The following is a 25258-nucleotide window of genomic DNA, read 5'->3' on the forward strand; positions in this document are numbered from 1 at the left end:
ATGGGTCGTTAGCTCAGTTGGTAGAGCAGCGGACTTTTAATCCGTTGGTCCCGCGTTCGAGTCGCGGACGACCCACCATTTATTGCAAAACATCTTAAAATATCTCTTTTAGCACCGCTCTCCGCATAGTTACTGCATTTTCATAGCATCTTTATCGCTTCTAATTTCATTGCAAATTATTGATCTTTAATTAAACGATAGGCTTGTGTTGGCATCGGATAACCCGCTGCAAATAAATGCTGATTAATTTGATTGTCCAGATCTAAAGTTCGATCCAAATCTAAAATAAGATTATGTTGTTTATCCACTCGATAATAAAATTCCGCACCCTCTTCCAAATGCACCACCAATTCAGAATCTTCTGGATTCACTGACCACGTATCACGTCGATAGGTTCGAATATTGCTGTCTTCAGCCATTTTTTCACTAAACAGCTTACCCGTATAAACAATACTCCGATAGGCAGAACCATCGGCAGCCAAAGTCAGAATATATTCTGCTGAACCTTCGGAACATTGAACAAAATCATCTTTACAGGAAATCTTGACATGATAACGCCCAACATAGGGAGCTTGTTCATCGACTAAATCTTGTTGCACTTTTGATACCGACTCGTTAGGCATACTCGCCTGCCCTGCCAGTTCTGTGAGTTTCTTGCCCGACTGCTGTGAATGGGCAGTAGATGTAGGCTGTGCTTCAGAAGCAGATACCGTCTGATCAGCATCTGGAGGAGTTGAACGACTACATGCTGTCAAAATTAGACTGATGCATAAACACCCCAATAACGTCTCTCCGAACTTCTGATGAAGTCGTACACTTTTCCATTTCATCACGTTAATACACAACCCACATTTATTTAACCGAGCACCCAAAGGGTAAAAAATGTTATTGCGTCATTTATCCTTAAATTCAGCAATAGCATTGCAAGTACCTGTATTTACTTATCAAAAACAAAGGTATCTGTAAATTTGATCACATTTTATGTAGAGCTCGGCTGAACGCCTATATGTATTTACATAACTTAACTATTTTCGTGCTGGCTTTGCTTTAAAAATTGAATTGCATCACCATTTCTTAATTATGAGATTACAAAATATCTCTCATTCTATTTTCAAGGAGACCTGAATGGCCAATGTTGGTTTATATCGTTCGAATCGCCAAAATATAATTGCAGGTGTTATAGGCGGTATTGCTGAACGTTTTGGTTGGAATGCAAACTTATTAAGAATTATTTTCTTTTTGGTTTCAGTCATGAGTGCCGCATTTCCAGGCATTTTAGTTTATTTGATTTTATGGCTCGTCATTCCAAAACGGGTAGAAGCGATGGATTCAGATGCATCAAATTACCACCGCCCTATACGTACTGTGAATAACAACAAGACGCCATTATAGATTTTAAAACAACATCTTTTGACCTACCATTTTGGTCGCTACGGCTTTTTCCCCAAAGAGTCGTAGCTTTTTTTATTTAGCTCACTTATTTTTGATTTTTCAATTGAATTAATTGCTGGTTTAATGCCGCAATCATATCTGCACGACTGATCATTCCCACCAACTGTTGCTGCTCAACCACAGGAATGTAGTTAAACGAACGCTCAACAAAATACGGCACCAAATCTTGAATCGGCTGGCTCGGCTGTACCGTCACCACTTGTCGATTCATAATCTGTTTCACCTGATGCTCCCAACTGGCTTTCGGGTCGGCAGCACGTTTAAACCATTCCACGACTTCATACAGTGCTAGAGTTCCCACCAACTGCCGTGCGTTATTGACCACAGGCAAGCTCATTAAATTAATCTGTTTAAATTTATCTAAGGCAAGATGAATATCATCTTGCTCATTCAGCATCAGTACATCTTTAGACATCAGGTCTTGGCAGGTGAGTTCGTTCACTGCACGTGCGTTGGCAATTTCCTGCGCCTTGAGAATAATCTTTTGTAAATCATATTCACTGATGTCGAGCAACTGTGGCTGATGCTCCAACACATTATGAATATCTTGCGGCTGAATGGTGACTCTTTGAGTCGGTGTTGGATCGGTGGAACGTGAGTTTAGCTGTGCCGTTTGCGGATATTGGCGCCCCAACAATCGGTTAAAAATAATGGCAATAACCAGTAGCAATAATGAATTCAACAACACAGGATAGGCTATAAAAGCATAACCCAGCTCATGTACGCTTTTACCACCCAATACCGCAGTAATCGCAACTGCACCACTGGGTGGATGTAAAGAATCGGTGCTCATCATCAAAAAGATCGAAAACGCCACCGCAACACTGAAGGCTTCGGTTAAATTCGGCATATATAACGCGCATGTGACGCCGATAAAACCAGCCAAAGTATTCCCAATAATCATGTTCCATGGCTGCGCCAGAGGACTGGCGGGTACAGCAAACAGCAGCACCGAAGAGGCTCCCATTGGGGCAATGTACCATGCATTAATATCCCCCAACACCCACCAACTGATGAGCGAGGAAAGAGCCAAGCCCAATAATGCGCCTAAACCACAGAGTATTCTTTCCTTTAGCGGCAACACTTTAAAATTTGGTTTTAAGGTATTTAACCATTCAAGTTGCATATGAAACACAGCTGCCCTTCTACTTTTTCGCACTTAACTGGTGCAAAATTATACGTGGTCTTACCTATAAGATGCATTTATTTTATATCTTACTTTTATGAGTAATTCTGTTGAATAACCTGTTAAATATATTGCTGTAACTGTGCAACCCGCTCAGCATAATGCTGCATTGGGCAATACGCATACATCGGCGAACCAATATACTGTCCAGCATTATCACACTCTTGATCAACATACGCCTTCCACAAACGCTGTGACTTTAAAATGGCTTGGTAACGTTCGGGCTGCTTCCATTCTGCACTTTGTGCGCGAATTTGATCGAGTAATGCCACAATTTGCTTTTCGTAACATTGTTTAGTCTGATCCGCACAAATTTGTACCACGCTATTGTTAATCCCTGGCAATTGCTGTTCTTGAATGGTTTGCTCAACACATTCACTATACGGATCCGACTCAGTTGTCGGTTGTTGGGCACACGCCAATCCAATAGCACCAAAAACCAATACACTGGTAGATAGAATAAATTTCAGCATAGCTTGAACTTTTGTTGTTATAAATTGCCGTCACTATAACAAAATACTTAACGATCCCCCAATCCACACAATTGATCATCAAGCTTAAAACTCAGATTTAAAGCATCTAAATTCAGCAATTCAGTTCATCCAATAGTGTTCAAGCTGCTGCAAATACATGTATAAATTTTAAATTGATGATTCAAGCTGAACCCTTTGCCACTCCCCTGCAAAATCCTTATACTTAGGGGCAATTTTTCTCTAATTTTTAATGGATGCACCATGAGTCGCGCCATATCGCATATTGATACATTTCAAGGCTTAATTCTTGCCTTACAAAACTACTGGGCTGAACAAGGTTGTGTGGTTTTACAACCTTACGATATGGAAATGGGAGCAGGGACTTTCCACACTGCTACATTCCTTCGTGCATTAGGGCCAGAAACATGGAACGCGGCTTATGTACAACCTTCACGTCGTCCAAAAGATGGTCGTTATGGCGAAAACCCGAACCGTTTACAGCACTATTACCAATTCCAAGTGGTGTTGAAGCCTAACCCAGATAACATCCAACAGCTTTATCTTGACTCATTAAAAGCGATTGGTATTGACCCACTGGTTCATGACATCCGTTTTGTAGAAGACAACTGGGAATCTCCAACACTCGGTGCTTGGGGCTTAGGTTGGGAAGTTTGGCTTAACGGTATGGAAGTGACTCAGTTCACTTACTTCCAACAAGTCGGTGGAGTTGAATGCTACCCTGTCACAGGTGAAATCACTTATGGTTTAGAGCGTTTATCCATGTATCTACAAGGTGTAGACTCAGTTTACGACTTGGTTTGGACCAAAGGTCAGTTTGGTACTGTAACCTATGGCGATGTGTTCCATCAAAATGAAGTCGAACAATCGACCTATAACTTCGAATATGCCCCTGTCGACAAATTGTTTGAATTGTTCGATTTCTACGAAGGTGAAGCGAACCATTTAATCGAAGCGAAGTTATCTCTTCCTGCTTATGAGCAAGTGGTTAAAGCATCACATACCTTTAACTTGCTTGATGCACGTGGTGCGATTTCGGTAACTGAACGTCAACGTTACATTTTACGTGTGCGTACTTTGGCACGTGCAATTGCACAAAGCTATGTACAAGCGCGTGCGGAATTGGGCTTCCCAATGGCAGAGCCTCACTTACGTGATGAAGTTTTAGCGCAATTAAAAGCTCAGGTTGAAGCAGAAGCTGCTCAAGCTGAAAAAGCAGCGGAGAACAAATAATGTCTAAACATACTGTTTTATTTGAACTTGGCTGTGAAGAACTTCCACCAAAAAGCTTGAAAACTTTACGTGATGCTTTAAAAGCTGAAACTGAAAAAGGCTTAAAAGATGCGGGCTTGGCATTTGACGCGATTGAAGCCTATGCAGCACCACGTCGTTTAGCCCTTAAAATTGTCAATGTAGATGCTGCACAAGCGGATACACAAAAGCGTTTTGATGGTCCTGCGGTTCAAGCAGCTTACGATGCAGAAGGCAAACCAACCAAAGCTTTAGAAGGCTTTATGCGTGGTCAAGGCATTACAGCAGATCAAGTTTCGACATTCCAAGCAGGTAAAGTTGAAAAAGTCTGCTTCTTGAAAGATGTGAAAGGTCAAAGCCTTGAAGCACTCTTGCCACAAATTTTACAGACTGCTTTGGATAACCTTCCAATTGCAAAACGTATGCGTTCAGCGGCCAGCCGTACTGAATTTGTACGTCCTGTAAAATGGGTTGTGTTGCTTAAAGACAATAATGTTGTTGAAGCGACGATTCAGGATCACAAAGCAGGCAACGTGACTTATGGTCACCGTTTCCATGCGCCTGAAGCGATTACTTTAGCCAATGCAGATGCTTACTTAGATGCACTTCGTGCAGCGAAAGTTGTGGCGAATTTTGAAGAGCGCCAAGCAATCATCGACCAGCAAGTGAAAGCTTTGGCGGATGAAGTCAATGCGATTGCGATTGTGCCTGCGGATCTTCGTGACGAAGTGACCGCATTGGTGGAATGGCCAGTTGCGCTTCGTGCAAGTTTTGAAGAGCGTTTCCTTGCTGTGCCTCAAGAAGCATTGATCACGACTATGCAGGACAACCAAAAATACTTCTGCTTGGTAAATAGCGACAATAAGTTACAGCCTTACTTCATTACTGTTTCCAATATTGAGTCTAAAGACCCAACGCAAATTATTGAAGGTAATGAGAAAGTGGTTCGTCCACGTTTGTCGGATGCTGAGTTCTTCTTCTTACAAGACCAAAAGCAACCGCTTGCATCTCGTAAAGAAAAACTGGCAAATATGGTATTCCAAGCACAATTGGGTACGCTTTGGAACAAATCTGAACGTATTGCCAAATTGGCGGTAGCCCTTGCGCCAATTACAGGTGCAACCGTTGCTGATGCTGAAAAAGCAGCACTTCTGGCAAAATGTGACTTAACTTCTGAGCTTGTAGGTGAATTCCCAGAACTTCAAGGTATTGCAGGTACTTACTACGCACGTCTTGAAGGCGAAAATGACGAAGTAGCTGAAGCTTTAGGTGAGCAGTATCTTCCGAAATTCGCTGGTGATGTTTTACCAAAAACCAAAACAGGTACAACCATTGCCCTTGCAGATCGTTTAGACACGCTCACAGGTATTTTCGGTATTGGTCAAGCACCGACTGGTTCTAAAGACCCGTTTGCTTTACGTCGTTCTGCGATTGGTATTTTGCGTTTAGTGACTGAAAACAACCTTGATGTTTCAATTGAAGCACTCATCAAGTTGGCTTTAGCGGCTTATGGCGATGTATTGAAAGATCACGACAAGACTTTGGCAGATGCTGTTGCATTCTTAGAAGGTCGTTACCGTGCGAAATACGAAGACCAAGGCGTTGCGGTTGATGTGATTCAAGCGGTTCAAGCTTTGTCTCCAAAATCTCCACTTGATTTTGACAAGCGTGTAAATGCGGTAAATCACTTCCGTAACTTGGCTGAAGCGGCTGCACTTGCAGCGGCAAACAAACGTGTTGCTAACATTCTTGCAAAAGAAGAAACACCTGAAGGTTCTGTAGTTGAAGCGAACTTAGTTGAAGACGCTGAAAAAGCATTATTTGCTGAGCTTCAAGCAGTGACACCTGTGGTTGAACCATTACTTGCAGCAAAAGACTACACTGCTGCACTCTCTAAGCTTGCAGCACTTCGCGCGCCGATTGATGCATTCTTTGATGGTGTAATGGTTATGGCAGATGATGCTGACCTAAAAGCAAACCGTTTACGTTTATTGGCTCAGTTGCGTAACTTGTTTACTGCTGTGGCTGATGTGAGTGTGTTGCAAGGCTAAGCCTTAATTGGTTGTAAATTAATGAGAACCCCTCTATAAATTAGTGGGGTTTTTTAATATTAAGAATAAATCAGAAGTCATCATAATGAATACCACTTCAATTAAAAAATTTTACCGTATAGATGCTTATCTTGTTCTCTGCCACACCCTTTTACTGGTAATCGGTTATGGTCTATGGAAACTATATCCTCATATAAAGACCAAACCAGATATGAGCGGCCTGTTCTTTATGATTATCTCTATTCTAGGCGGTTTTGCAGGGCTGATTATGCTAGCTATAACTCTGCCTCGTTTAGACCGTTCTGTTCGTAATTTATCAGTGAACAAATTTATTTTGGCTCTGCTGTATTGGGTTTCTAGTACCGTTATTTTCGTGCTATTTGGCATCAGCAAATTCTTCTTCAATAATCCGCTCGTTTTGCTAATTTTTGTTTTGGTTTTTTTCAGCAGTATTTATCTTTCGGTGATTCGCCTTGCAGATATGCGTAAAAAAGACTGGCTGATCTTAAGCGGAATTTTTGGAGCTATTGTGCTGTTATTCTTTTTGCCAGAGCTTTAGAAAATGGTTTAAGTAAAGATGCTGAGCTTGTAATGTTTTGTGTACTTAACAATACCTTCTTTGATAGCGGATGATGCTGACCTAAAAGCAAACCGTTTACATTTATTGGCTCAGTTACGTGGCTTATTTACAAGTGTTGCGGATATTTCGGTGTTGTAGTACTAAACTTAATAGCTGAAATAAAATACCCGCTTTAGAGCGGTTTTTTATATTTTTACTGAGCGACTCCGACTTGATGCTTTAACTTGCCTACCAGCTTCTTTTGCTTCTTCTTCTCCAGAATCGGCAATCATACTAATTACATCCGCCACATCATGAGGATACATTGAAAACTCTATAGAAATACAAGTCCCAATGAAGCTTGAATCTCTTTCTTCAATACCATTTTTTGCTCTTTTTGCAATTAGTGTTTTTCCCGAACTCGAAATAGTCATCCTTCCATAGTTTTTAGCTAAATGATATAGAACATATAATCCAAAGCCTGAATTGCCATGAATATTTAAGCTTTCTTCTATATTAAGAGTTCTGGATAATCCAGCTTGAAGGGCAATTTGTAAAAAATTTTCATCTGATACGTTTATTTCAGCATTTACCAATGATTGATAAATGCCAATTCCTTCATCAATCACAGCTATTTGAGCACGATTGTTCGTCCACCTCTGGCCACATACAAAGCAAATATCCTTTTCTGAATGCTCTAAAGCATTTCTAATTGCTTCTCGGACAGAATATGCAATCGTAAGATATATCTGCTCATTCCAGTTGCTTCCAACAAGAATTCTTGCTAAATAAGAAGCTTCCTCTTGAACTAAATCTTGTAAAGATTTTCCTGTTTCATTACTTTCACGTAATAATTCAATTTTATTAATTGCTCTGATCGGAATATAGCTCTCACCCACAGAGACTTCTCCAATTTTATTTCCAAAATTTGCACCAATAAAATCAAAGAACCCGATATGCGCCAAATAGCCAATAACATTATTATTTTGTCGAATCGAAATATCTGTGTGTAACTGGCCTCTTTTCATATCAAAATCACGCAGCATTACAGCTAAGCACAAGATTGTCTGTGGATCACAAAAACCGATACCATTTAAATCAATACATATTTTTTCTTCATACAAATTTGTATTAAGAATATTATTAAATTCATTTAACTTAGAAAGTGTTAAGTAATTCGTTTCTAGGTAAATTGTCTTCATTATTAACCTATATAAAATTAAGTATTATTTTCACTCAAACTACAATCCATCTTAAACTCTATCTGCTAAAAGTTAAAACACTGAAAAACTCATTCTTCAAATTATTACTTATGTAGCATTAATTTCACGATACTTCGAGATGAGTATTTGCAACATAACATCAATTCCCTATACTCAAGCTAACAACACTCAACAAGAAAGAACGTTAATATGAAATTAAAAACACTTTTACTTACGGGCTTCACTTGCGCAGCACTCACAGCATGTACTTCATCTCCTAAAATTCCACAACTGGAAACAGGTGTACTGCAAGAAGTTCAAAACTTAGATGTATATCCAGATACAACAAACAATAAAGCCAAACTGACCAAATTTGTAGACAAATGCATCATCGAATTTACAGGGAATTTAGACGGCAACAAAGTCGTCGAGCAATGGTCTTTTAGAGGCAATACCCTCATTACAGGTGGTACAGCAACCTTCGCGAAAGATGGCACCAGTCAAGCCAGCAATTTCGACCTGAACAATGCCCAAGTACAACAAAACTTTATTAAATTACGTAAAAACTTCGCTAAAGATGCCGTTGCACAATGTAATTAAGCAACATAGCGGCTTTGCGTCCATATGACGCAAAGCTTTTTAATCATCCTTAAAATTCAAAACCATAAATTCATTTTCTACAACTCCCCCGCACTTACATAACTTTGCTGATATCAACAAATGGTAGTATTCAGATACATCAACATCCTATAGCAAGCGTGTATCTCTACAATCTTGTAGCGAGTGTTAAGCTGCTGTATTGAACTGTGTAAGTTTCATCTCAAACGCCAAAATACATATTGAATCTGTTTATGATGCCTCACACATCCCCATCCCAATAACGGGTGCAATGATAGAGGAAAATCCAACATGAACATGATAAAAACAGCATTCATGAGTACTGCTTTTTTTGCTTCTGCTTCAGTCTTTGCGAATGTCGCAGTGAATGGGCAGGTCAATGCCTCTGTTGAAACTCAAAGCAATACTCACAGTGTATTACACAGCATTCATGAAGGTGTAACAACTTCTGCCAAGAAAGTCGGCAATGGTTTAAACACAGCAACAGAAAATGTTGGACATGGACTCAGCACAGCATCTGAACGTGTCGGTCAAGGCGTTGAAAATGGTGCTCAAAAAACTAAATCTACCAGTAAAGCAGTATGGAATAACACTAAACAGTTCAGTGCAGAACAAACGCAAAATGTAAATCAAACTGCAACTAAAGCTAAAGACTCCAGTGCGGAAAAAGCCGAGAGAACCCAAGCCTATTTGGAGCAAAAAATGAGTCAAGGCAAAGCAACGACTCAACAAACTTGGAACAAAACCAAAACTGCACTCCATACAACTGCACAGGCAGATGTGAACGCACAGGTGGGTGTACATACCCCTGTTGCCAAAACTCAGCTTGGGGTTTCATCACAAACAGCAGTAAACACAGCACAATAATGCTACCAATCGATTGGTGTAGACACATTTTTAAACCAAGCAGTACTTGGGCATTCAATGAAAATTCTTGACGTCCGATGGGATACAGCAGAAGATGAAGTATCCCATCGAGAGTGACACTATAGAAAGCATGTCAGCCTACAGCGTGCTTTCTACAAAATAGTGAACAGCAATAGAGGACGATGTGCATGCAGTTGATGAAAGCAGTTTTAATTTCCAGTACGATGTTCATGGCTATGGCTCTATCTGCCCATGCCGCAGAAAGCAGCAAGAAAAAAGGCTACCGAGATAACCCGAACATTTTTGAAGTTTTAGGACAAAAAACCTTAGATACTGCTCAAGATGCTGCCAATGCAGTAGATCGTGGCACGCAAAAAGGCATTGCCAAAGTCAAACCGAAAGTGGCTGAAACTTGGCATGAAACCAAAACTTATAGCGAAGAACAGACAGAAATTGCCAAAGAAAATTCTCAGAAAGCCGCAGCTACGGTCAATAGAAAATGGAAGCAAGCCAAAGCAAGTGTTTTAGGTGATCCTAATAGTCCACCTGCACCTATTGAATCGCACCCATTGAGCCAATCTAGCACTACTCCTGCTCAGAATGAACAGCTCAACTAAATCACACTATTTTTAAAACCATAAAAGCACAGCCTAAAGACTGCGCTTTTTTCGTCTTTAGTTAGGCGACTTGGCGAATCGGCTGTCCTTGCTGAAAGGCAGTCACATTTTCTACCATCTGCTGCACTATACGCTGTCGTGCATCGACACTGCCCCACGCACTATGTGGCGTGATAATTAAATTTGGAATATCTGCTGCCAGTAATACATTGCCATCTTTCGGTGGCTCTACTGTTAATACATCGGTCGCAGCACCTGCAATACACCCTTCACGCAAAGCCTGTGCCAAAGCAGCTTCATCAACAATCCCACCACGTGCGCAGTTAATCAGAAAGACGCTGGCTTTCATCAGTTCAAACTCATCCGTACTGATTAAGTTACGGGTAGAATCGGTTAGTGGACAATGTAACGTGAGAAAATCAACCTGTGGCAATAATTCTGCCAAGGGCAAACGACCTTCACGCTGTGGACGGTCTGGCAACGTTGCAATCAAGACACGCATGTCAAAGGCTTGTGCCAGTTTGGCCACGGCCTGCCCCAACTCACCATAGCCGATGATACCCAATGTTTTACCCGCCAACTCAACAATAGGGAAATCCAACAAGCAGAACTGTTTGGCGTTATTCCATACGCCCTGCTTCACCGCATAGTCGTATTTTAATAATGAGGTTGCCAATGCCAACATCAAAGCCAAGGTGTGTTGTGCCACCGCCGAAGTGCCATAACCTTGACAATTACTCACCACAATGCCTTGTGCTTTAGCTTGCACCAAGTCGACATTATTCGTGCCTGTGGCTGAAATTAAAATCAGCTTTAACTGCGGGCATTGCTGCATCACTTGCGCGGAAATTTGTACTTTATTGGTGATAATGACATCAGCATCTTGCACGCGTTGCAGTACCTGATCGCTACTCGTAGCTGAATATAAGCTCAGTGCATCAAAAGCAGTAGTTAAGGGGCTCAAATCCAGATCATGTTGATCTAAAGATTCCACATCTAAAAATACCGCTTTCATTCGGTGCTCCTGCTGATTTTTTTCATCATCTGTATGCAGTTCATTAAAAGCCAAAGCGGGTTTCGGTTCAATACATGTATAGAAAAAGAAAAATCCACTATTTTGTGGATTCTTTTATACACTCACGTACAGAAAGCCGAATTTGTTGATAGACATAACTCGCCAACATTAGCACCACCAGTACACCACTAGCAAAAATGATGGCTGCCAAATCAAGACCTTGATTGATGAGATAAATCAAACTGAGAATCAGTGTGATAGACAAAAGTACAGCAGGTATAAATATCCTATTCATACAACCTGACCTTAAGTGAGATATTTAAAAGAGTGGATATTTTTTATCCACTCTTTCGATCTTAAACCAATTTAGTTAAAAATCAAGCGATACACATCGAATAAGATTCACTTAATTCTTAAGCTTATTCTGCTTCCTCAGATTCTTCTGGTTGCGTCATAAACTTGGCGGTTTCAGGCGTATCTTCGATAAAGTCATTGCCGCCGTATTCATCACTGCTCAGGTTAAACTGCTTATAGCTGAGCAAGTAATAGTCACTATATTTTTTTAACACCAACGGGTGCATTCCCGCAGACAATTCATCCTGTTCTTTGAACAGTTTCATCACATGACGGTCATTCATGGCAATCACATAGCGTTCATCGTTCAGGCTAATCTGTACAAGTCCCGTGCCTTTGGCAAAAATCGGAATCAGGAATTTATGGTTGAGGTTAATCGCATTTTGCGCATAACTTTCAATTTTTTGGGTAATCACGTTAAACACCAGACCATGCCCAAAACTGTCGAGCAACTGACTGTTACTTTCCTGTGGCAAATTCACCTGAATGCCCAATTTCAACAAGTCTTGTTCACTGACCTGACGATTACTGAGTAACTGACGGATAATGCTTTGTTTCAATTTGGCATCAAAAAACTGACTATCCAACTGCATGTCATTGTTTCTGAGAATTTTCCCTAGTGAACGACGATGATGCGGCAATAGGGTTTCAATTACCTTACGGTAATAAAACTTACTGCCTTTTTTCACTTGGCGAATTTTTTGATAGAAATAAACACTGTCAAATTCGCGGGTTAAAAAATCTTTAAGCAGCTCCGAGCTTGCCAATACCGCAATCGCATCATGTCCTGTAAAGGGCAAGTTCAACACTTTAATGTCTGGGATAACCTGTTCCAATTTAACAAAATGCGCGCGGTCTTCAGCACAATAAGGGTCATAGACCACGATGTATTCACAGTTCGCCGCAATATCCTGCGTTTGTACCTGCATATTCGCATTGAGTTCAGCATGGTAAAACATGTTATATCGACTGTCTTCCACCACTTCTGGGTCAATTGAAAACTGCGGAACTAAAGATACCACACGGCTTAAACCCAATAACTTTGAGTATTTAATCGCGGCATAACCACCCATTGAACCGCCATAACCAATGCGTTTTTGAAAGGGTGCAATCAAGTCTTCAATGGCTTTGAACAAGTTGTGCATGGACTCCGCAGGAAACCATGATTTTTCTTTGGGCATAATGCCAATCACATTAAACTCAAATTTGGCTAATGATTTTTCTGCGTTGATTGCAAGTCCTTTAGCGCGAGTAATTAAGTCACCAAAAGAAAAAACTAACTCGTCAGACGAACCTTTTAAAAAAATAGCGCGAATTTGTTCGTCTTCAAAAATAATGTGTTTATCCATGTCCACACCGAAACAAATCGGCCCTAATTTTTTGTATCAATAAAATTCATAGATCAGCAGCCTATCACGCTGTCTATGTAGGAGAATGTGTCGATGTCATCTCAATCACAATCAACAACAATTTAAAACTACAGCATTACATCGCCGTGGCAGCATTTTAACGTAAGCTTGAACCGATGTATGTATAAGAAAAACATGTCCTGTCGAAGCTTGCTTATTTCACGTAACAAGGACTATGTTATTTTATAGATGCTCAGCAGATAAAAAAGCGCAAAATATGACACAATCACTTCATCCTGCCGCACAACAAGGCTTCAGTTCTGCCGCTGAACTTTATCAACAGGTTCGTCCAAATTATCCACAGCAGATCGTGACGTGGTTACAACAACAATTAAATTTAGATGCGCAATCGACAGTGGTCGATTTAGGCTCGGGCACAGGGAAATTTCTTCCTTATCTGCAACAGGTAACATCTCATATCATTGCCGTTGAGCCGATTACAGAAATGCTGACACAATTACAGCAAGCCTATCCACAAATTTCTACCCTACAAGCCAGTAGTGATCGGTTATCGCTAGCCTCGGAAAGTATTGATGCCGTGATTTGTGCCCAATCTTTCCACTGGTTTGCCAATATTGAAAGCCTGAACGAAATCCATCAAATCTTAAAACCTCATGGGCAACTGGGTTTGGTCTGGAATCAACGTGATATTCAGGTGGATTGGGTCAAAGCATTGGCAGATGTGCTCGAACCCCTCGAAGGTGATACCCCACGATTTCATAGCGGACAATGGCAACAGGTGTTTGAACAGCAATTTTTATTTGAACTGGATCAGATCAAGACCTTCACACATGTGCAAATAGGGCGTGTCGATGAAGTGGTGTCCAAGCGCTTACTCTCCACCAGTTTTGTTGCCGCAATGCCAGCAAAGCAACAACAGCAGTTAAAAATGCAGTTTGAACAGATTGTTGCCGATTACACAGGTAAAGCAGCACATGACGAAATTGCTTTCCCTTATGTGACCTACGCGTATAATTTTAAGAAAACAACATAAATATTCTTTAGGATAACCACGATGCATAACTTTAAAGCTTATTTACTGCCGCTACTCTGCAGCTCGCTGCTGTTTACTGGCTGTAGTAAAAACAACGAAGTCGATGCTCCTGATCCCTCTCAAGATCGGATGATGCAGGAACTGGAGTCTTCACCAGTCAAAGAATTTCCAAAAACTGCCAATGATCAACACGACATTACGCTTTTGGTCGACTATGACCGTCGTTTTAGCGAGATGAGTGATGAAATGGAAGATGAACTGATTAAAATGCGCGACAATGGCAGCCTCACCGATGAATTTGCCCGTAGTCGTAAACAAGACAATATCCAATCCGCTCTAACCATGTTGAAAGCACTAGATTTAAAAACCGAACAAGGTCGCTATATTCAGGGATTAATGGCGCAATATTGGGAAAACCAAGCCAAGTTATTAAATCAAAACAGTAAAGCTTCGCAAGATATTCCTAACTCAACACCCGACAATATTAAAGGCTTGGGTGAATTCTTACATGCGCAAGAACAACTGGATCATTGGGAGGCACAATATGAACCTGCTGAGAAAAGTAAGTCTTAATACAAACTCATCACCCAGAAAGTGAAGGCTTTAAACTAAAAAACCAGATGCAATCCTATTGCCATCTGGTTTTTTATAGCCTTACAAATGAACTTAAGGACGTTCACTGTATTGTGGCAACCCATCCTGTATGCTGTCCCATTCTGCTTTAGAGTCAACAAAAATATGCATGGTCGGTTTTTGCGTTAACGTGGTATCTAAAGTGCCAAGGCGTAACCGATAATACTCTGGTGTATCCGTTTTAATACTCATAATCGGCGAACCGCATTCACTACAAAAACAACGCTGCGTGGTCTCAGTGGACTGGTAAGCTTTCAGGAATTGCTCACCTTGCACGATATGAAAATCTGTTTTCTTAATCGGGGCATTGGTGGCAAAAGCCGTACCATTGGCTTTACGACAACGCTGGCAGTGACACTGCACAACATCACCAATTTCACCCCGCACTTCATAACGAAGTGCACCACATAAACAGCTTCCCGCATAGTATTGTTGTGACATCAGTTCAGCCCTCTGAATGAAAGAGTTTTAAACTAGCATGTCTAACTTTGGCTTTACACCGCTTTTTAGCGTGAAATCAAATATTCATGCACCCCTTCACCCGCAGCACGCCCCGTCGCAAAACATGCGGTTAAAAGATAGCCCCCTGTGGGTGCATCCCAATCTAGCATCTCACCACAACAAAAAATCTGTGGCTGTTGCTGCAACTGCAAATGAGCCGTTAAGACCTCTCGTTTCACGCCACCAGCACAACTAATCGCTTCTTCGATTGGGCGAAAACCTTTTAATTCAATTCGCAATTGTTTAATTTGCTGTGCCAATTTTTCAGGGTCATGCCAATCTGCTTTCGGTATCAACTCACGAACCAAACTGGCTTTTGCTGCATCTAGACCCGCTTTACGCCATAAATTACTCAAAGACTGTTTCTTGCTCGGTTGTAATTTTTGTACCAATTGCGCATGGCTCAGCTCAGGCAACAAATCGAGCATTAGCTGCATTTCTGACTGTTGTCTTAAAGCTCGCCCCAATTTATAAATCAAACCACTTTCCAAGCCATAATGAGTGATCACAATATCGCCCTGACTCTTTTCCTTTACATCAACCCAAGCCACAACTCGCTTTAGCGGTTGCCCAAATACTGCTTGCATAAAGGTAGACCATTCCCGTTCAATCCCAGCGTTACTGGCTTGAAATGGATTTAATTGGTCTGCGTCTAACCATTGTTGCCACTGACCATCACTGCCCAATTGTGGCCAAGAAACTGCACCACACGCCAGTACAATGGCATCAAAGTCTTCACTAAATTCGCGTTGCTGAACTAAATCTTGAATTTTTACAGTATTGGCCTGAATCCCTAAGCATGCATGTCGATAATGAAATTGTATGCCCTGCTCAGTTAAACGTTTGAGCCACGCGCGGAGTAATGGTGCGGCTTTCATCTCGACGGGGAAAATACGCCCTGACGATCCCACATAAGATTCAATACCCAAGCCCCGCATCCAATTTTGAATCCATGTCGCATCCCAACGGCGGATCCAGTCTGCCAGCCAATCGGCCCGATCATAACGCTGAATAAATTGCTCAAATGGTTCAGCATGTGAAATATTTAGCCCCGTCTTCCCTGCCATTAAAAACTTGCGCGCAGCAGACGGTTTCTGTTCATATACATGTACATCATAATCCCACTGGCTTAACACCTCGGCAGCCATTAAACCCGCAGGACCTGCACCGATAATCGCAATTCTTTTTTTCATGGCTTATGCATCGCTTTGTGCAGAATCCGATTTAGGTATATTTACCCCTGCCAATGCCTGAAAATCATCAAAGCGCGTGGTGTAATTCTCAGGTTTTTGAATCAGTAATTGCTGACATAATTCTCCACGCTCCAAATATTTAATCTCAAAATGAGTACGTGCTGAATCAGAAGCAATTACCTCTTTTACATAAGGTAGCTTCCAAATCTCTTGTAGTTGTTGTTCTGCTTCGGCGATGTATTCTGGAATATTACTGGCTAGCGTAATCTGACCACCGACTTGCAATCTAGACAATAAAAACTCGAAGAATGGCATGTTCAACCAGCGCTGCGCAGGATTATGTGGCTCTGGATTCGGATATAAAATGAAAAATTGCTGAACTTGTTGAGGTGCCAAAGCATGGACAATCCACGGCAAAGCATCAGCATGCACAGTTTGTAAATTTGTTTGCCCTTCTAATTGATGCTGTTTTTGCATCGCCACAAACTTCTCGCGGGTTCGTTCTATGGCAATTAACTTGCTTTCTGGATGCTCACGAGTAAACAACAAAGCATGCTTGCCTTTACCCGCACCAATTTCCACACAAATCGGGGCTGAATCGATCATAATAAAATCACGAGGAGCATGCATGTGCTGTGCTTGAAATTGACGAATCGGCATAATCAGATCAAACTAAATAAAATCTGCGCAAGTCTAACACTGCACCAAGCTTTGACCAAATATCTTCCCCGCTATCAGGAGCCTCTTATGCCGAAGACCTTTGCTTGCCCACGTTGTGGCAAACCTTCAACTTGGGAAGGCAATCCATATCGACCATTTTGCTCTGAGCGTTGTAAATTGATCGATTTAGGTGCTTGGGCAAATGATGAATACAAACTTCCTACGCAAGATGCGCCTCAAGCAGAAAATTCAGAAGAATAGCGCTTTACTTTTACAATTCATCATATCGACATACAAATCATTAATTATTTTATACATGATTATTATTTGCACAGATGACTTTTGGGCACCATAATATATCTAATGAGAATCATTCTATTCTTTGATTTTATTGTGCTGTGTTCTATTTTGAGAATTTCCCATGAAAGAATTAATCTTAAAAATATTCTTCTACCTTTCTATTGCCCTCACTTTCTGTAGTTTTATTTTGGCCGTTTATGCTCAGGATCTGATGTTCGCCGGAATTGGAGTTTTATTAGCAATTGCAGCGGTATTATTAGGTTTAGAAAGTAAGCAATTTTTGGCAAACCCATTCCGAAAATAATCCACATTTGTAAAGGTCGGACGATTCAAAACTAAACATAAGTCACTGCCTACATCTCATAAATGTTAGACCGTTGTTTTTCAATTTTTTGATCGACCTTTATTTTAAGGACTCAGTAGGAACAGAAAAAATTGACTTTACTGAAGAAATTAACCAACAAATGTTTTCGACAAATACTATATCTCCATAGCACTTCTCCATAAAAACCTAAACCAGTTATCATTTTTTCAACATTTATGTAGATTTTAATAAAAACCTCCATATAATGCATAAAATCTTACGCATCAAGTAACAAATTGTTAAATGCGTACCTTTATGCCAATACATGGAATCTCCTATGAAAGAATTAGTTCTAAAGTTCTCTTTCTATCTGCTGATTGTTTTAACCTTATGCGCTGTTACTCTGAGTCTATTCACTCACGACATGATGATCATGGGTGTAGGTATTCTATTGGCGGTGGCTACACTTTTACTTGGGCTTGAGAAAAAACAACACAGAGCAGATCCTTTCAGAAACTAATATTCAGCAATTGGATTGACACATAAAAAATGGGAGTCCAACGCTCCCATTCTTTATCAAAAAAAAATTTGATTTATAGACCATTCAACAACATTTCATTTTACGCTTGTTTTCTGTTTACTTTGCGACTCGTCCTCTGACACAGAACTAACCCGCTTTACTGGCCACAAAAGGATTGTGCTGTTTTTCGAAACCGATTGTGCTGAGTGGTCCATGTCCAGAAATAAATTGCGTTTCATCAGGTAAGCTAAAACATTCACGCTGAATTGAGTCGATCAATTGTTGATGATTCCCGCGAGGAAAATCGGTACGCCCAATTGAACCTTTGAACAGCACATCTCCAGTCCATAACAAACCATAGTCTGCGTTATAGAACATGACATGCCCTGGTGTATGACCAGGTGCAAAACGGACTTCAAAGCTTTGTTCACCTAAGTGTAATGTTTCACCACCTTCAAGCCACTGCGTCACTTGAACTTTTTCTGGGATTGGAAAGCCATAACGCTCGGATACCTCTTGCAGCATATCCAGCCAAAATTGATCTTCCTTATGTGGGCCAATGACGGGGATATTCCAAATGCGACTTAAAGTACCTACTGCACCTGCATGGTCTAAATGCCCATGCGTTAACCACAGTGCTTTTACCGTTAACCCCAATGCTTCAACTTCAGCCTGTAATTTCTCAGGCTCACCCCCTGCATCAATCAGTACTGCTTCTTTACTTTCAGAATCCCAAACAATAGAACAGTTCTGCTGAAATGCAGTTACAGGTACAATTTTCACTTGAAGCATAGTCGCTGGTCTCTCTTAGGCAGATGCTAATGTTTGTTTCAAACCATCAAGATTAGCTTGCAATAAGCACAAGAGCAATTGCAGATGGTCTTCACGTGCATTCAAGGCAGGAATATACACATATTGCTCACCGCCCGATGATAAAAATAATTCGGCATTCTGAATAGCAAGTTCTTCTAAAGTTTCTAAACAATCAGCAGAAAATGCAGGACTCATGATTTGAACCGACTTAATCCCTTGTACTGCCCAATCTTGCAATAATTGGTCCGTATAAGGCTTGACCCATTCCTGCTTACCAAAACGTGACTGGAAGCTAATGGCCCATTCTTCATCATTTAAATCCAGAGCTTGAGCCAACAATTGAGCTGTTTTACGACAACGGTCTGCATAAGGATCTCCCTTATCAGCATAAGGCTGTGGAATGCCATGAAATGACATCAAAAGCTTTTCCGCGCGACCATGTTCCGCCCAATACTCTTTTACACTCTGGGCCAAAGACTGAATATACAAAGGATGCTGATAATAATCACGGACAATCGAAAGTCCAGGCAAATTACGCTGCTTTTGCATCCACTGTGCCAATAGATCATATAAAGGGGCTGTCGAAGTCGCTGAATACTGCGGAAAAAGTGGCAGTAAAAGAATATGATCTTGCGGATTTTGAGTCATTTGCTCAAGAACTGTACTCATTCCAGGTTGACCATAGGTCATGGCAGGAACCACGTTTAACTCAAACTCTGGATACGCTTTTGTTAAAGCTGCTCGAACTTGCTCCACCTGCGCCAATAAAATTTCACGCATGGGAGAATCTACTGACCATACACTGGCATAAGCATGCGCAACACGTTTCGGACGAAACGGTAAAATAAATAAACGTAAAATGATTTGCCATAATGGCTTTGGAATTTCAATGACACGTTGATCAGAAAGAAACTGTTTTAAAAACTTTCTGACCGCAGGTGCAGTGGGTGCATCGGGCGTGCCTAAATTGGCTAAAATAACGGTGATTTTTGCTTTTTCCGCAGGCATGAGTTGACCTTTATTTCCAATTTAACCCACTCACTTTAACAAGTTTTTAATGAAATGAAATATGAATAAATACAATTCGCTCTATAGAGAAACACGATTATCCGAAAGCAAATGACTTTCGAGTAAATTATGCCCTTTCTGGGTTAATTTCCATAACATGCGTTGACGGTCATCCCGCCCAGCAGGACTAATCCATTCATTTTGACGCATCTGCATTTTAATATTGTGTAAGGCGCGAATATTGATTTGTGCACGAGCAACCGCATGTGCCCGAGGCATTTCGATGCGCGCATCGGCCAATCCAATTTCATTTAAATATTCATTCATGCGTTTAGAAAAATATTCTTCGGGTGTTGGATTTAAAAAAGTACTGCCCAATACCGCCAAGAGCTGCGACCAAGTTAAAGTCTTCTGAATCTTCAGTTCTTTAAAATTACCATCCTGATAAGCATGTACACGATATTCAAAACCAAAGGCTTCATTCATTGCCACTTTCGGTAAGGTTAAAAATGGGTCGATTTCACGTGTGCCTAAATCTTGTTCTAGCTGATTAATTTTAGCCTTCAAACGGTCAATTTCATCATGTAACTTTTGTGCATTTTGAGGTCGCACCCAACCTGTAGTTGGATAACGCTCCAACATTTGCGTCATATTTAAACGCACAGCCATTTCTAAATCACGCAAGGTTCGGTAGGTAAAAACCTGATCAACTTCTTGCTGTAACAGTTTCCGAAACTCGCTAAATTTTTCTTTCAGCTCTGGTTTCTGGTCATGTAAGGCAGGATCACGTGAGGCAGGATCTTCATGCATAAATACGATAATGGGTTTTTGCTTGGTCACAGCATAAATATATTCCAGATGCATATAACCCACACCAGAAACCGACTGTTCGCCATATTGGCTACCCAAAAGTATAATCACATAGTCACAATCATCAATTTGGCGGCGTGCAAAAGCGGTGCTTAATGGTGTTCTTTGTTCCAGTCCCCACGAAAAAAATCCCATGCCCACTAAGGTTTGAGACAAAATCATGCGCTCTGGCTGCATATCTGCTCCAGAGGTCGAAATAAATATCTGATAACGCTTATCGATCATTGGTTATCCTCACCTTTTCTTTTGCATACCGCAATCAAAGTCTTACAGTATGACAACCCCAATTTTTAATATTGATACTCAAGTTTTAAGACGGATTATTGTTCTGCATTTATTTCATGACAATATTCGCAATACTCCAACTCAAATCAGGTGGAATGAGATGTTGCACAATCGATTCTAAATGCTTGGCATTATTTCCACTGACATAACATGCTATCCGTGGTAAACCATCCTTCCGTCTCTGTTCAAATAATAACTCATTTTTTAACAAAATACGGGAAGTTTGACGAGCAACGGCATATCCAGAGTCAATTAATGTCATTTTTTGCCCAAAAATTGATTCAATTGCAGGTTTTAAGAACGGATAATGCGTACATCCTAGCACCAAATAGTCCGCACCCTGATCGACTACGGGTTGTAAAATGCGTTTTAAGGTATCTAGGCAGGCTGTACTCATTTGCTGACCACTTTCGACAAAAGGCACCAAGTCCAAACACGTCACTGCTAAAACATTCACCTGAGAAGGAATAGCAAAACGCTGTACCACTTCATTAATCAACTTGCCACGAAATGTCGCAGGTGTTGCTAATACTGCAACCGTTTTGCTTTGACTTTGCAGTACGGCTGGCTTTAACGCAGGCACTAAGCCAATAATCGGGAAATTTTCTCCGTAATGTTCACGTAAATAATCCAGACTAAAAGCTGAGGCTGTATTACATGCAACCACAGCGACTTTACAGCCTTGTCGGTATAACCACTCTATCGCTCGTGCCGTCAGTTCACGAATTTCCTGATCCTCACGTGGACCATAAGGCACATTCGCTGTATCTGCAAAATAAACGATGCGTTCATTCGGCAAATAATGTGCAATTTCCTGCGCCACTGATAACCCGCCAATACCTGAATCAAAAATTCCAATGGGTGCATCCGATTGCGCTTTAGGCATGGGATCAACTAAGGGGTAAATCGGATGAATGGCTGTCATAACACACTATTGACGATGAAAGATCAGAATGAATAAAGCTTAAACCTCAGGTGCCCAATTGCAAGTGAAAATCACCACTTTGTAGGCTTAAAATGGTATCGCCTTGCTTATTTTCAACCAACTCGCCCATTTCAATGAGATGAAAAAAAGCGGAACGCTGAATTAAGGCATTTATTCCAAAGCGCACATGCACATAAGGACGTAACTCTCCAGCAAATTCACGCATAAAAATTGAATGTTCAGCATCCACAATAATTAGATCAGCATTGGTTGTGGTGAATTGAATATATTTTTTGTCTGCAATGACCGTAGAGTCAACTTGATTGACGAACAGAGGTTCATCTTCAACCTCGATTTCAATTTGCTCTACAGGTGTCCTTAAATAAAACCGTCCTTCTTCTTTCCAAAGCACACTTGAAAACAGGTCTAATAAGGACTGGCGCTTAATCAATTGACCTTCGTGCCACCATTCTCCGTTAGCCAAAACCTTCAAATCCATTTTGCCACAATGCTTTGGCTGCCATTGCGCCATAGGGGGAATTGACCTTTTGTGACCGCTCTGTGCACTTTTTAAGTATTGTGCAATACTCATTATGTTTTTATCATCATTTTTCGCTGTATTATTCGTCGCATTGTTGGAATTAGTTTGATTTACCATGAATTAATGCCTACATGACGTAAAAATATTATGATTCAGCCAATTGGCTAGACCACGGTTTAAAACTATACTAGCCCACAATATAAAAGGCATGATAATCCATTTGTGCCGACTATTTAAGAACACTCATGGCAGCACTGTAAAGAGTCATACAGTTGCCACCTTTAAGTAATATGAGGAGTCCTACATGGAACACATCGAACGTGAATCGATGGAGTTTGACGTCGTTATCGTAGGCGCAGGCCCTGCAGGTCTTTCTGCTGCGATCAAAATTCGTCAACTTGCGATTGAAAACAATTTATCTGATTTATCCGTTTGTGTGGTAGAAAAGGGCTCCGAAGTCGGTGCACATATTCTTTCTGGCGCTGTACTAGAACCACGTGCGATTAACGAATTATTCCCAAACTGGAAAGAAGAAGGTGCGCCTTTAAATGTTCCTGTAACGGAAGATAAAACCTATTTCTTGATGTCGCCTGAAAAAGCACAGGAAGCACCGCATTGGATGGTGCCTAAAACCATGCACAATGATGGCAACTACGTGATTTCGTTAGGTAACGTGGTACGTTGGTTAGGTCAAAAAGCGGAAGAGCTTGAAGTTTCGATTTTCCCAGGCTTTGCTGCAGCCGAAGTACTTTACCATGAAGATGGTACTGTAAAAGGGATTCAAACAGGTGACATGGGGATTGGTAAAGATGGCGAACCTACGCATAACTTCACCCCAGGTTATGAATTGCATGCCAAATACACCATTTTTGCAGAAGGTTGTCGTGGTCATTTAGGTAAGCGTCTGATTGCCAAATTCAATTTGGACAAAGATGCAGACCCACAGCACTATGGTATCGGGATTAAAGAACTTTGGGAAATCGATCCTGCAAAACACAAACCAGGTTTGGTGATGCACGGTGCTGGTTGGCCTTTAAGCGAAACAGGTTCTTCTGGCGGTTGGTGGTTATACCATGCTGAAAACAACCAAGTGACTTTGGGTATGATCGTGGATTTATCTTATGAAAACCCACACATGTACCCATTTGCAGAAATGCAACGCTGGAAAACTCACCCGCTGGTGAAACAGTATTTGGAAGGTGGCAAGCGCATTTCTTATGGTGCGCGTGCCGTGGTTAAAGGTGGTTTCAACTCACTGCCTAAATTCACTTTCCCTGGTGGTTCTTTAATTGGTGATGATGCTGGCTTCCTGAACTTCGCGAAAATCAAAGGCTCTCACACCGCCATGAAATCTGGCATGTTGTGTGGTGAAGCTGTATTTGAAGCGATTCAAGCTGGTGTTGAAAAAGGTGGTGATCTGGCGATTGCCCGTGTAACCGAAGGTGAAGACTTCTTCGCGAAAGAACTCACGGCTTATACTGAAAAATTCAACAACAGTTGGTTAAAAGAAGAGTTATATAACGCCCGCAACTTTGGCCCTGCGATGCACAAATTCGGTCAATGGATGGGTGGTGCATTCAATTTCATCGACCAGAACGTGTTTAAAGTGCCGTTTACACTACATGACCTTGTGCCTGACTTTAGTGCATTAAAAACAGTAGATGCAGCAACATTTAAACCAAACTATCCAAAACCAGATGGTAAATTGACCTTTGACCGTTTGTCTTCTGTTTTTGTTTCGAACACCGTGCATGAAGAAAACCAACCTGCACATTTGAAACTCACTGATGCTTCAATTCCAGTGAACGTGAACTTACCAAAATGGGATGAGCCTGCACAGCGCTACTGCCCTGCGGGTGTTTATGAAATCATGGAAAATGATGATGGTTCAAAACGCTTCCAGATTAACGCAGCGAACTGTGTTCACTGTAAGACCTGTGACATTAAAGATCCATCACAGAACATTACATGGGTAACACCAGAAGGTGGCGGTGGTCCAAACTACCCTAATATGTAAGATCAGTAAAAAGTGTCGAGCTCGTCTCGACACTGCTGTTCAATCAAAATAATTTCTTCATCAAAACTCCCTTCAATTTGAGGGGAGTTTTTTATTAAAACATCGTCGATTTTTGACCAAACACCATGACTGTTGGTCCAATCGCTGTATGCTCGGCACCGTAGTCCTGATGAATCTCTATTCGATAATCATCACATTGATAGGTGTATTTATTCTTCTCTTGCACCCAACCTTTCTGGGCAACTTTAAATTTTTTAAGAATTCTGCTTTTAAAAAGATCCAAATCCGTCTCATAACTTGCCATAGGACCATCCAGAAAACTTAAACTGAATGAAGTGATGACTTTAGTATCTGGATCATAACGAATATGTTGAACTGAACTCACACCTGTTTTTTTAATCTGAGCGTCAGTCCCATCAGTAAACTCTAACTGGTAATTATCTCCCCCTAAAACCACAGATTTCGCTGTAGGGTGAAGCTTTTGAAACTCTCGGATACTCTGCCCGACCTTTAAACCCGCAACATTCATGGTTTGTACTGGAATTTCACAGGGTTTTGCCCATGCAGTTGAACCGAATAAGGCAAAAATAGCAAACCCTAAGCATAGAGGAATACTTTTCAT

Annotated in this window: 29 protein-coding genes, 1 tRNA gene and 1 pseudogene; 15 read left to right on the forward strand and 16 right to left on the reverse strand. The window is 41.0% G+C overall.

The window, feature by feature from the left end; translation table 11 throughout:
- Positions 1–2: 2 nt before the first annotated feature.
- Positions 3–78, forward strand: a tRNA-Lys gene (locus tag I593_RS14460).
- 98 nt (positions 79–176) lie between these two features.
- On the opposite strand, the gene I593_RS14465 is transcribed toward I593_RS14460, so the two are convergent.
- Positions 177–833, reverse strand: a complete 657-nt coding sequence (locus I593_RS14465; RefSeq protein WP_151504570.1) for a hypothetical protein — start codon at positions 831–833, stop codon at positions 177–179.
- Positions 834–1125: 292 nt separating this feature from the next.
- On the opposite strand from I593_RS14465, the gene I593_RS14470 reads away from it, so the two are divergent.
- Entirely contained in the window at positions 1126–1392 is a 267-nt protein-coding gene (locus I593_RS14470) for a PspC domain-containing protein (protein WP_016168331.1), read from the forward strand.
- An 85-nt stretch (positions 1393–1477) separates the two neighbouring features.
- On the opposite strand, the gene I593_RS14475 is transcribed toward I593_RS14470, so the two are convergent.
- Positions 1478–2578 (reverse strand): HPP family protein, encoded by a 1101-nt coding sequence (locus I593_RS14475; protein ID WP_016168332.1) that lies wholly within the window; start codon positions 2576–2578, stop codon positions 1478–1480.
- Positions 2579–2700: 122 nt separating this feature from the next.
- Positions 2701–3111, reverse strand: a complete 411-nt coding sequence (locus I593_RS14480) for a lysozyme inhibitor LprI family protein (protein ID WP_016168333.1) — start codon at positions 3109–3111, stop codon at positions 2701–2703.
- A 261-nt stretch (positions 3112–3372) separates the two neighbouring features.
- Here I593_RS14480 and glyQ point away from each other — a divergent pair, with 261 nt between their 5' ends.
- The 4 genes and pseudogenes from glyQ to I593_RS21055 form a co-directional block, all read left to right on the forward strand.
- The gene (gene glyQ, locus I593_RS14485) at positions 3373–4362 is read left to right on the forward strand and encodes a glycine--tRNA ligase subunit alpha (RefSeq protein ID WP_016168334.1); all 990 of its coding nucleotides are present in this window, start codon (positions 3373–3375) and stop codon (positions 4360–4362) included.
- On the forward strand, positions 4362–6431 hold the full coding sequence (gene glyS, locus I593_RS14490; protein WP_016168335.1) for a glycine--tRNA ligase subunit beta: 2070 nt from the start codon (positions 4362–4364) through the stop codon (positions 6429–6431). Before glyQ ends, glyS begins: the two co-directional genes overlap by 1 nt.
- A gap of 85 nt (positions 6432–6516) precedes the next feature.
- The gene (locus I593_RS14495) at positions 6517–6990 is read left to right on the forward strand and encodes a hypothetical protein (protein ID WP_016168336.1); all 474 of its coding nucleotides are present in this window, start codon (positions 6517–6519) and stop codon (positions 6988–6990) included.
- 60 nt (positions 6991–7050) lie between these two features.
- A pseudogene (locus tag I593_RS21055) lies at positions 7051–7149 on the forward strand (hypothetical protein); the annotation flags it as partial.
- A 47-nt stretch (positions 7150–7196) separates the two neighbouring features.
- On the opposite strand, the gene I593_RS14500 reads toward I593_RS21055, so the two are convergent.
- Positions 7197–8192: an ATP-binding protein gene (locus I593_RS14500; RefSeq protein ID WP_016168337.1), complete on the reverse strand. Its 996-nt coding sequence runs from the start codon at positions 8190–8192 to the stop codon at positions 7197–7199.
- Between the two features lie 210 nt (positions 8193–8402).
- Between I593_RS14500 and I593_RS14505 the strand changes: the two genes are divergently transcribed.
- From I593_RS14505 to I593_RS14515, 3 genes are all read left to right on the forward strand, one after another.
- Positions 8403–8792 carry a hypothetical protein gene (locus I593_RS14505; protein ID WP_016168338.1) on the forward strand — a complete coding sequence of 130 codons (390 nt, stop codon included), beginning with the start codon at positions 8403–8405 and terminating at the stop codon, positions 8790–8792.
- Between the two features lie 309 nt (positions 8793–9101).
- Positions 9102–9677: a hypothetical protein gene (locus I593_RS14510; protein WP_016168339.1), complete on the forward strand. Its 576-nt coding sequence runs from the start codon at positions 9102–9104 to the stop codon at positions 9675–9677.
- 188 nt (positions 9678–9865) lie between these two features.
- Positions 9866–10294 (forward strand): hypothetical protein, encoded by a 429-nt coding sequence (locus tag I593_RS14515; RefSeq protein WP_016168340.1) that lies wholly within the window; start codon positions 9866–9868, stop codon positions 10292–10294.
- 61 nt (positions 10295–10355) lie between these two features.
- Here I593_RS14515 and I593_RS14520 read toward each other — a convergent pair whose 3' ends face one another.
- The 3 genes from I593_RS14520 to I593_RS14525 all read right to left on the reverse strand — a co-directional run bounded on the left by I593_RS14520 (position 10356) and on the right by I593_RS14525 (position 13012).
- Positions 10356–11309 carry a 2-hydroxyacid dehydrogenase gene (locus I593_RS14520; protein WP_016168341.1) on the reverse strand — a complete coding sequence of 318 codons (954 nt, stop codon included), beginning with the start codon at positions 11307–11309 and terminating at the stop codon, positions 10356–10358.
- A gap of 97 nt (positions 11310–11406) precedes the next feature.
- Positions 11407–11604 carry a hypothetical protein gene (locus I593_RS20475; protein ID WP_016168342.1) on the reverse strand — a complete coding sequence of 66 codons (198 nt, stop codon included), beginning with the start codon at positions 11602–11604 and terminating at the stop codon, positions 11407–11409.
- A gap of 124 nt (positions 11605–11728) precedes the next feature.
- A complete protein-coding gene (locus I593_RS14525) occupies positions 11729–13012 on the reverse strand; it encodes a hypothetical protein (RefSeq protein ID WP_016168343.1) in 1284 nt (427 codons plus the stop codon).
- Between the two features lie 277 nt (positions 13013–13289).
- On the opposite strand from I593_RS14525, the gene I593_RS14530 reads away from it, so the two are divergent.
- On the forward strand, positions 13290–14066 hold the full coding sequence (locus tag I593_RS14530) for a class I SAM-dependent methyltransferase (protein WP_026440897.1): 777 nt from the start codon (positions 13290–13292) through the stop codon (positions 14064–14066).
- Positions 14067–14087: 21 nt separating this feature from the next.
- The gene (locus tag I593_RS14535) at positions 14088–14639 is read left to right on the forward strand and encodes a hypothetical protein (RefSeq protein ID WP_016168345.1); all 552 of its coding nucleotides are present in this window, start codon (positions 14088–14090) and stop codon (positions 14637–14639) included.
- A 93-nt stretch (positions 14640–14732) separates the two neighbouring features.
- Here I593_RS14535 and I593_RS14540 read toward each other — a convergent pair whose 3' ends face one another.
- From I593_RS14540 to I593_RS14550, 3 genes are all read right to left on the reverse strand, one after another.
- Positions 14733–15140, reverse strand: coding sequence for a GFA family protein (locus tag I593_RS14540; RefSeq protein ID WP_016168346.1), 408 nt, complete (start codon positions 15138–15140; stop codon positions 14733–14735).
- A 65-nt stretch (positions 15141–15205) separates the two neighbouring features.
- Complete coding sequence (locus I593_RS14545; RefSeq protein WP_016168347.1) at positions 15206–16393, reverse strand: TIGR03862 family flavoprotein; 1188 nt, start codon at positions 16391–16393, stop codon at positions 15206–15208.
- Between the two features lie 3 nt (positions 16394–16396).
- The gene (locus I593_RS14550) at positions 16397–17059 is read right to left on the reverse strand and encodes a class I SAM-dependent methyltransferase (RefSeq protein WP_171069606.1); all 663 of its coding nucleotides are present in this window, start codon (positions 17057–17059) and stop codon (positions 16397–16399) included.
- A gap of 81 nt (positions 17060–17140) precedes the next feature.
- Between I593_RS14550 and I593_RS14555 the strand changes: the two genes are divergently transcribed.
- The 3 genes from I593_RS14555 (at position 17141) to I593_RS14565 (ending at position 18177) form a co-directional block, all read left to right on the forward strand.
- On the forward strand, positions 17141–17314 hold the full coding sequence (locus tag I593_RS14555) for a DNA gyrase inhibitor YacG (RefSeq protein ID WP_016168349.1): 174 nt from the start codon (positions 17141–17143) through the stop codon (positions 17312–17314).
- Between the two features lie 160 nt (positions 17315–17474).
- Entirely contained in the window at positions 17475–17657 is a 183-nt protein-coding gene (locus tag I593_RS14560; protein ID WP_016168350.1) for a hypothetical protein, read from the forward strand.
- 337 nt (positions 17658–17994) lie between these two features.
- On the forward strand, positions 17995–18177 hold the full coding sequence (locus I593_RS14565; RefSeq protein WP_016168351.1) for a hypothetical protein: 183 nt from the start codon (positions 17995–17997) through the stop codon (positions 18175–18177).
- A 147-nt stretch (positions 18178–18324) separates the two neighbouring features.
- Here I593_RS14565 and I593_RS14570 read toward each other — a convergent pair whose 3' ends face one another.
- The 5 genes from I593_RS14570 to I593_RS14590 all read right to left on the reverse strand — a co-directional run bounded on the left by I593_RS14570 (position 18325) and on the right by I593_RS14590 (position 22736).
- Positions 18325–18969, reverse strand: a complete 645-nt coding sequence (locus tag I593_RS14570) for an MBL fold metallo-hydrolase (protein WP_016168352.1) — start codon at positions 18967–18969, stop codon at positions 18325–18327.
- A gap of 15 nt (positions 18970–18984) precedes the next feature.
- A complete protein-coding gene (gene hemH, locus I593_RS14575; protein WP_016168353.1) occupies positions 18985–19998 on the reverse strand; it encodes a ferrochelatase in 1014 nt (337 codons plus the stop codon).
- An 81-nt stretch (positions 19999–20079) separates the two neighbouring features.
- Entirely contained in the window at positions 20080–21093 is a 1014-nt protein-coding gene (locus I593_RS14580) for a DUF4062 domain-containing protein (RefSeq protein ID WP_016168354.1), read from the reverse strand.
- A gap of 109 nt (positions 21094–21202) precedes the next feature.
- Positions 21203–22078 (reverse strand): glutamate racemase, encoded by an 876-nt coding sequence (gene murI, locus I593_RS14585; protein WP_016168355.1) that lies wholly within the window; start codon positions 22076–22078, stop codon positions 21203–21205.
- Between the two features lie 46 nt (positions 22079–22124).
- Complete coding sequence (locus tag I593_RS14590; RefSeq protein WP_016168356.1) at positions 22125–22736, reverse strand: DUF1285 domain-containing protein; 612 nt, start codon at positions 22734–22736, stop codon at positions 22125–22127.
- A gap of 187 nt (positions 22737–22923) precedes the next feature.
- On the opposite strand from I593_RS14590, the gene I593_RS14595 reads away from it, so the two are divergent.
- Positions 22924–24636, forward strand: a complete 1713-nt coding sequence (locus I593_RS14595) for an electron transfer flavoprotein-ubiquinone oxidoreductase (protein WP_016168357.1) — start codon at positions 22924–22926, stop codon at positions 24634–24636.
- Positions 24637–24730: 94 nt separating this feature from the next.
- Here the strand turns inward: I593_RS14595 and I593_RS14600 are convergent, their stop codons facing one another.
- Positions 24731–25258, reverse strand: a complete 528-nt coding sequence (locus tag I593_RS14600; protein ID WP_016168358.1) for a hypothetical protein — start codon at positions 25256–25258, stop codon at positions 24731–24733.

The organism is Acinetobacter tandoii DSM 14970 = CIP 107469, from assembly GCF_000400735.1.
Classification (GTDB): domain Bacteria; phylum Pseudomonadota; class Gammaproteobacteria; order Pseudomonadales; family Moraxellaceae; genus Acinetobacter; species Acinetobacter tandoii.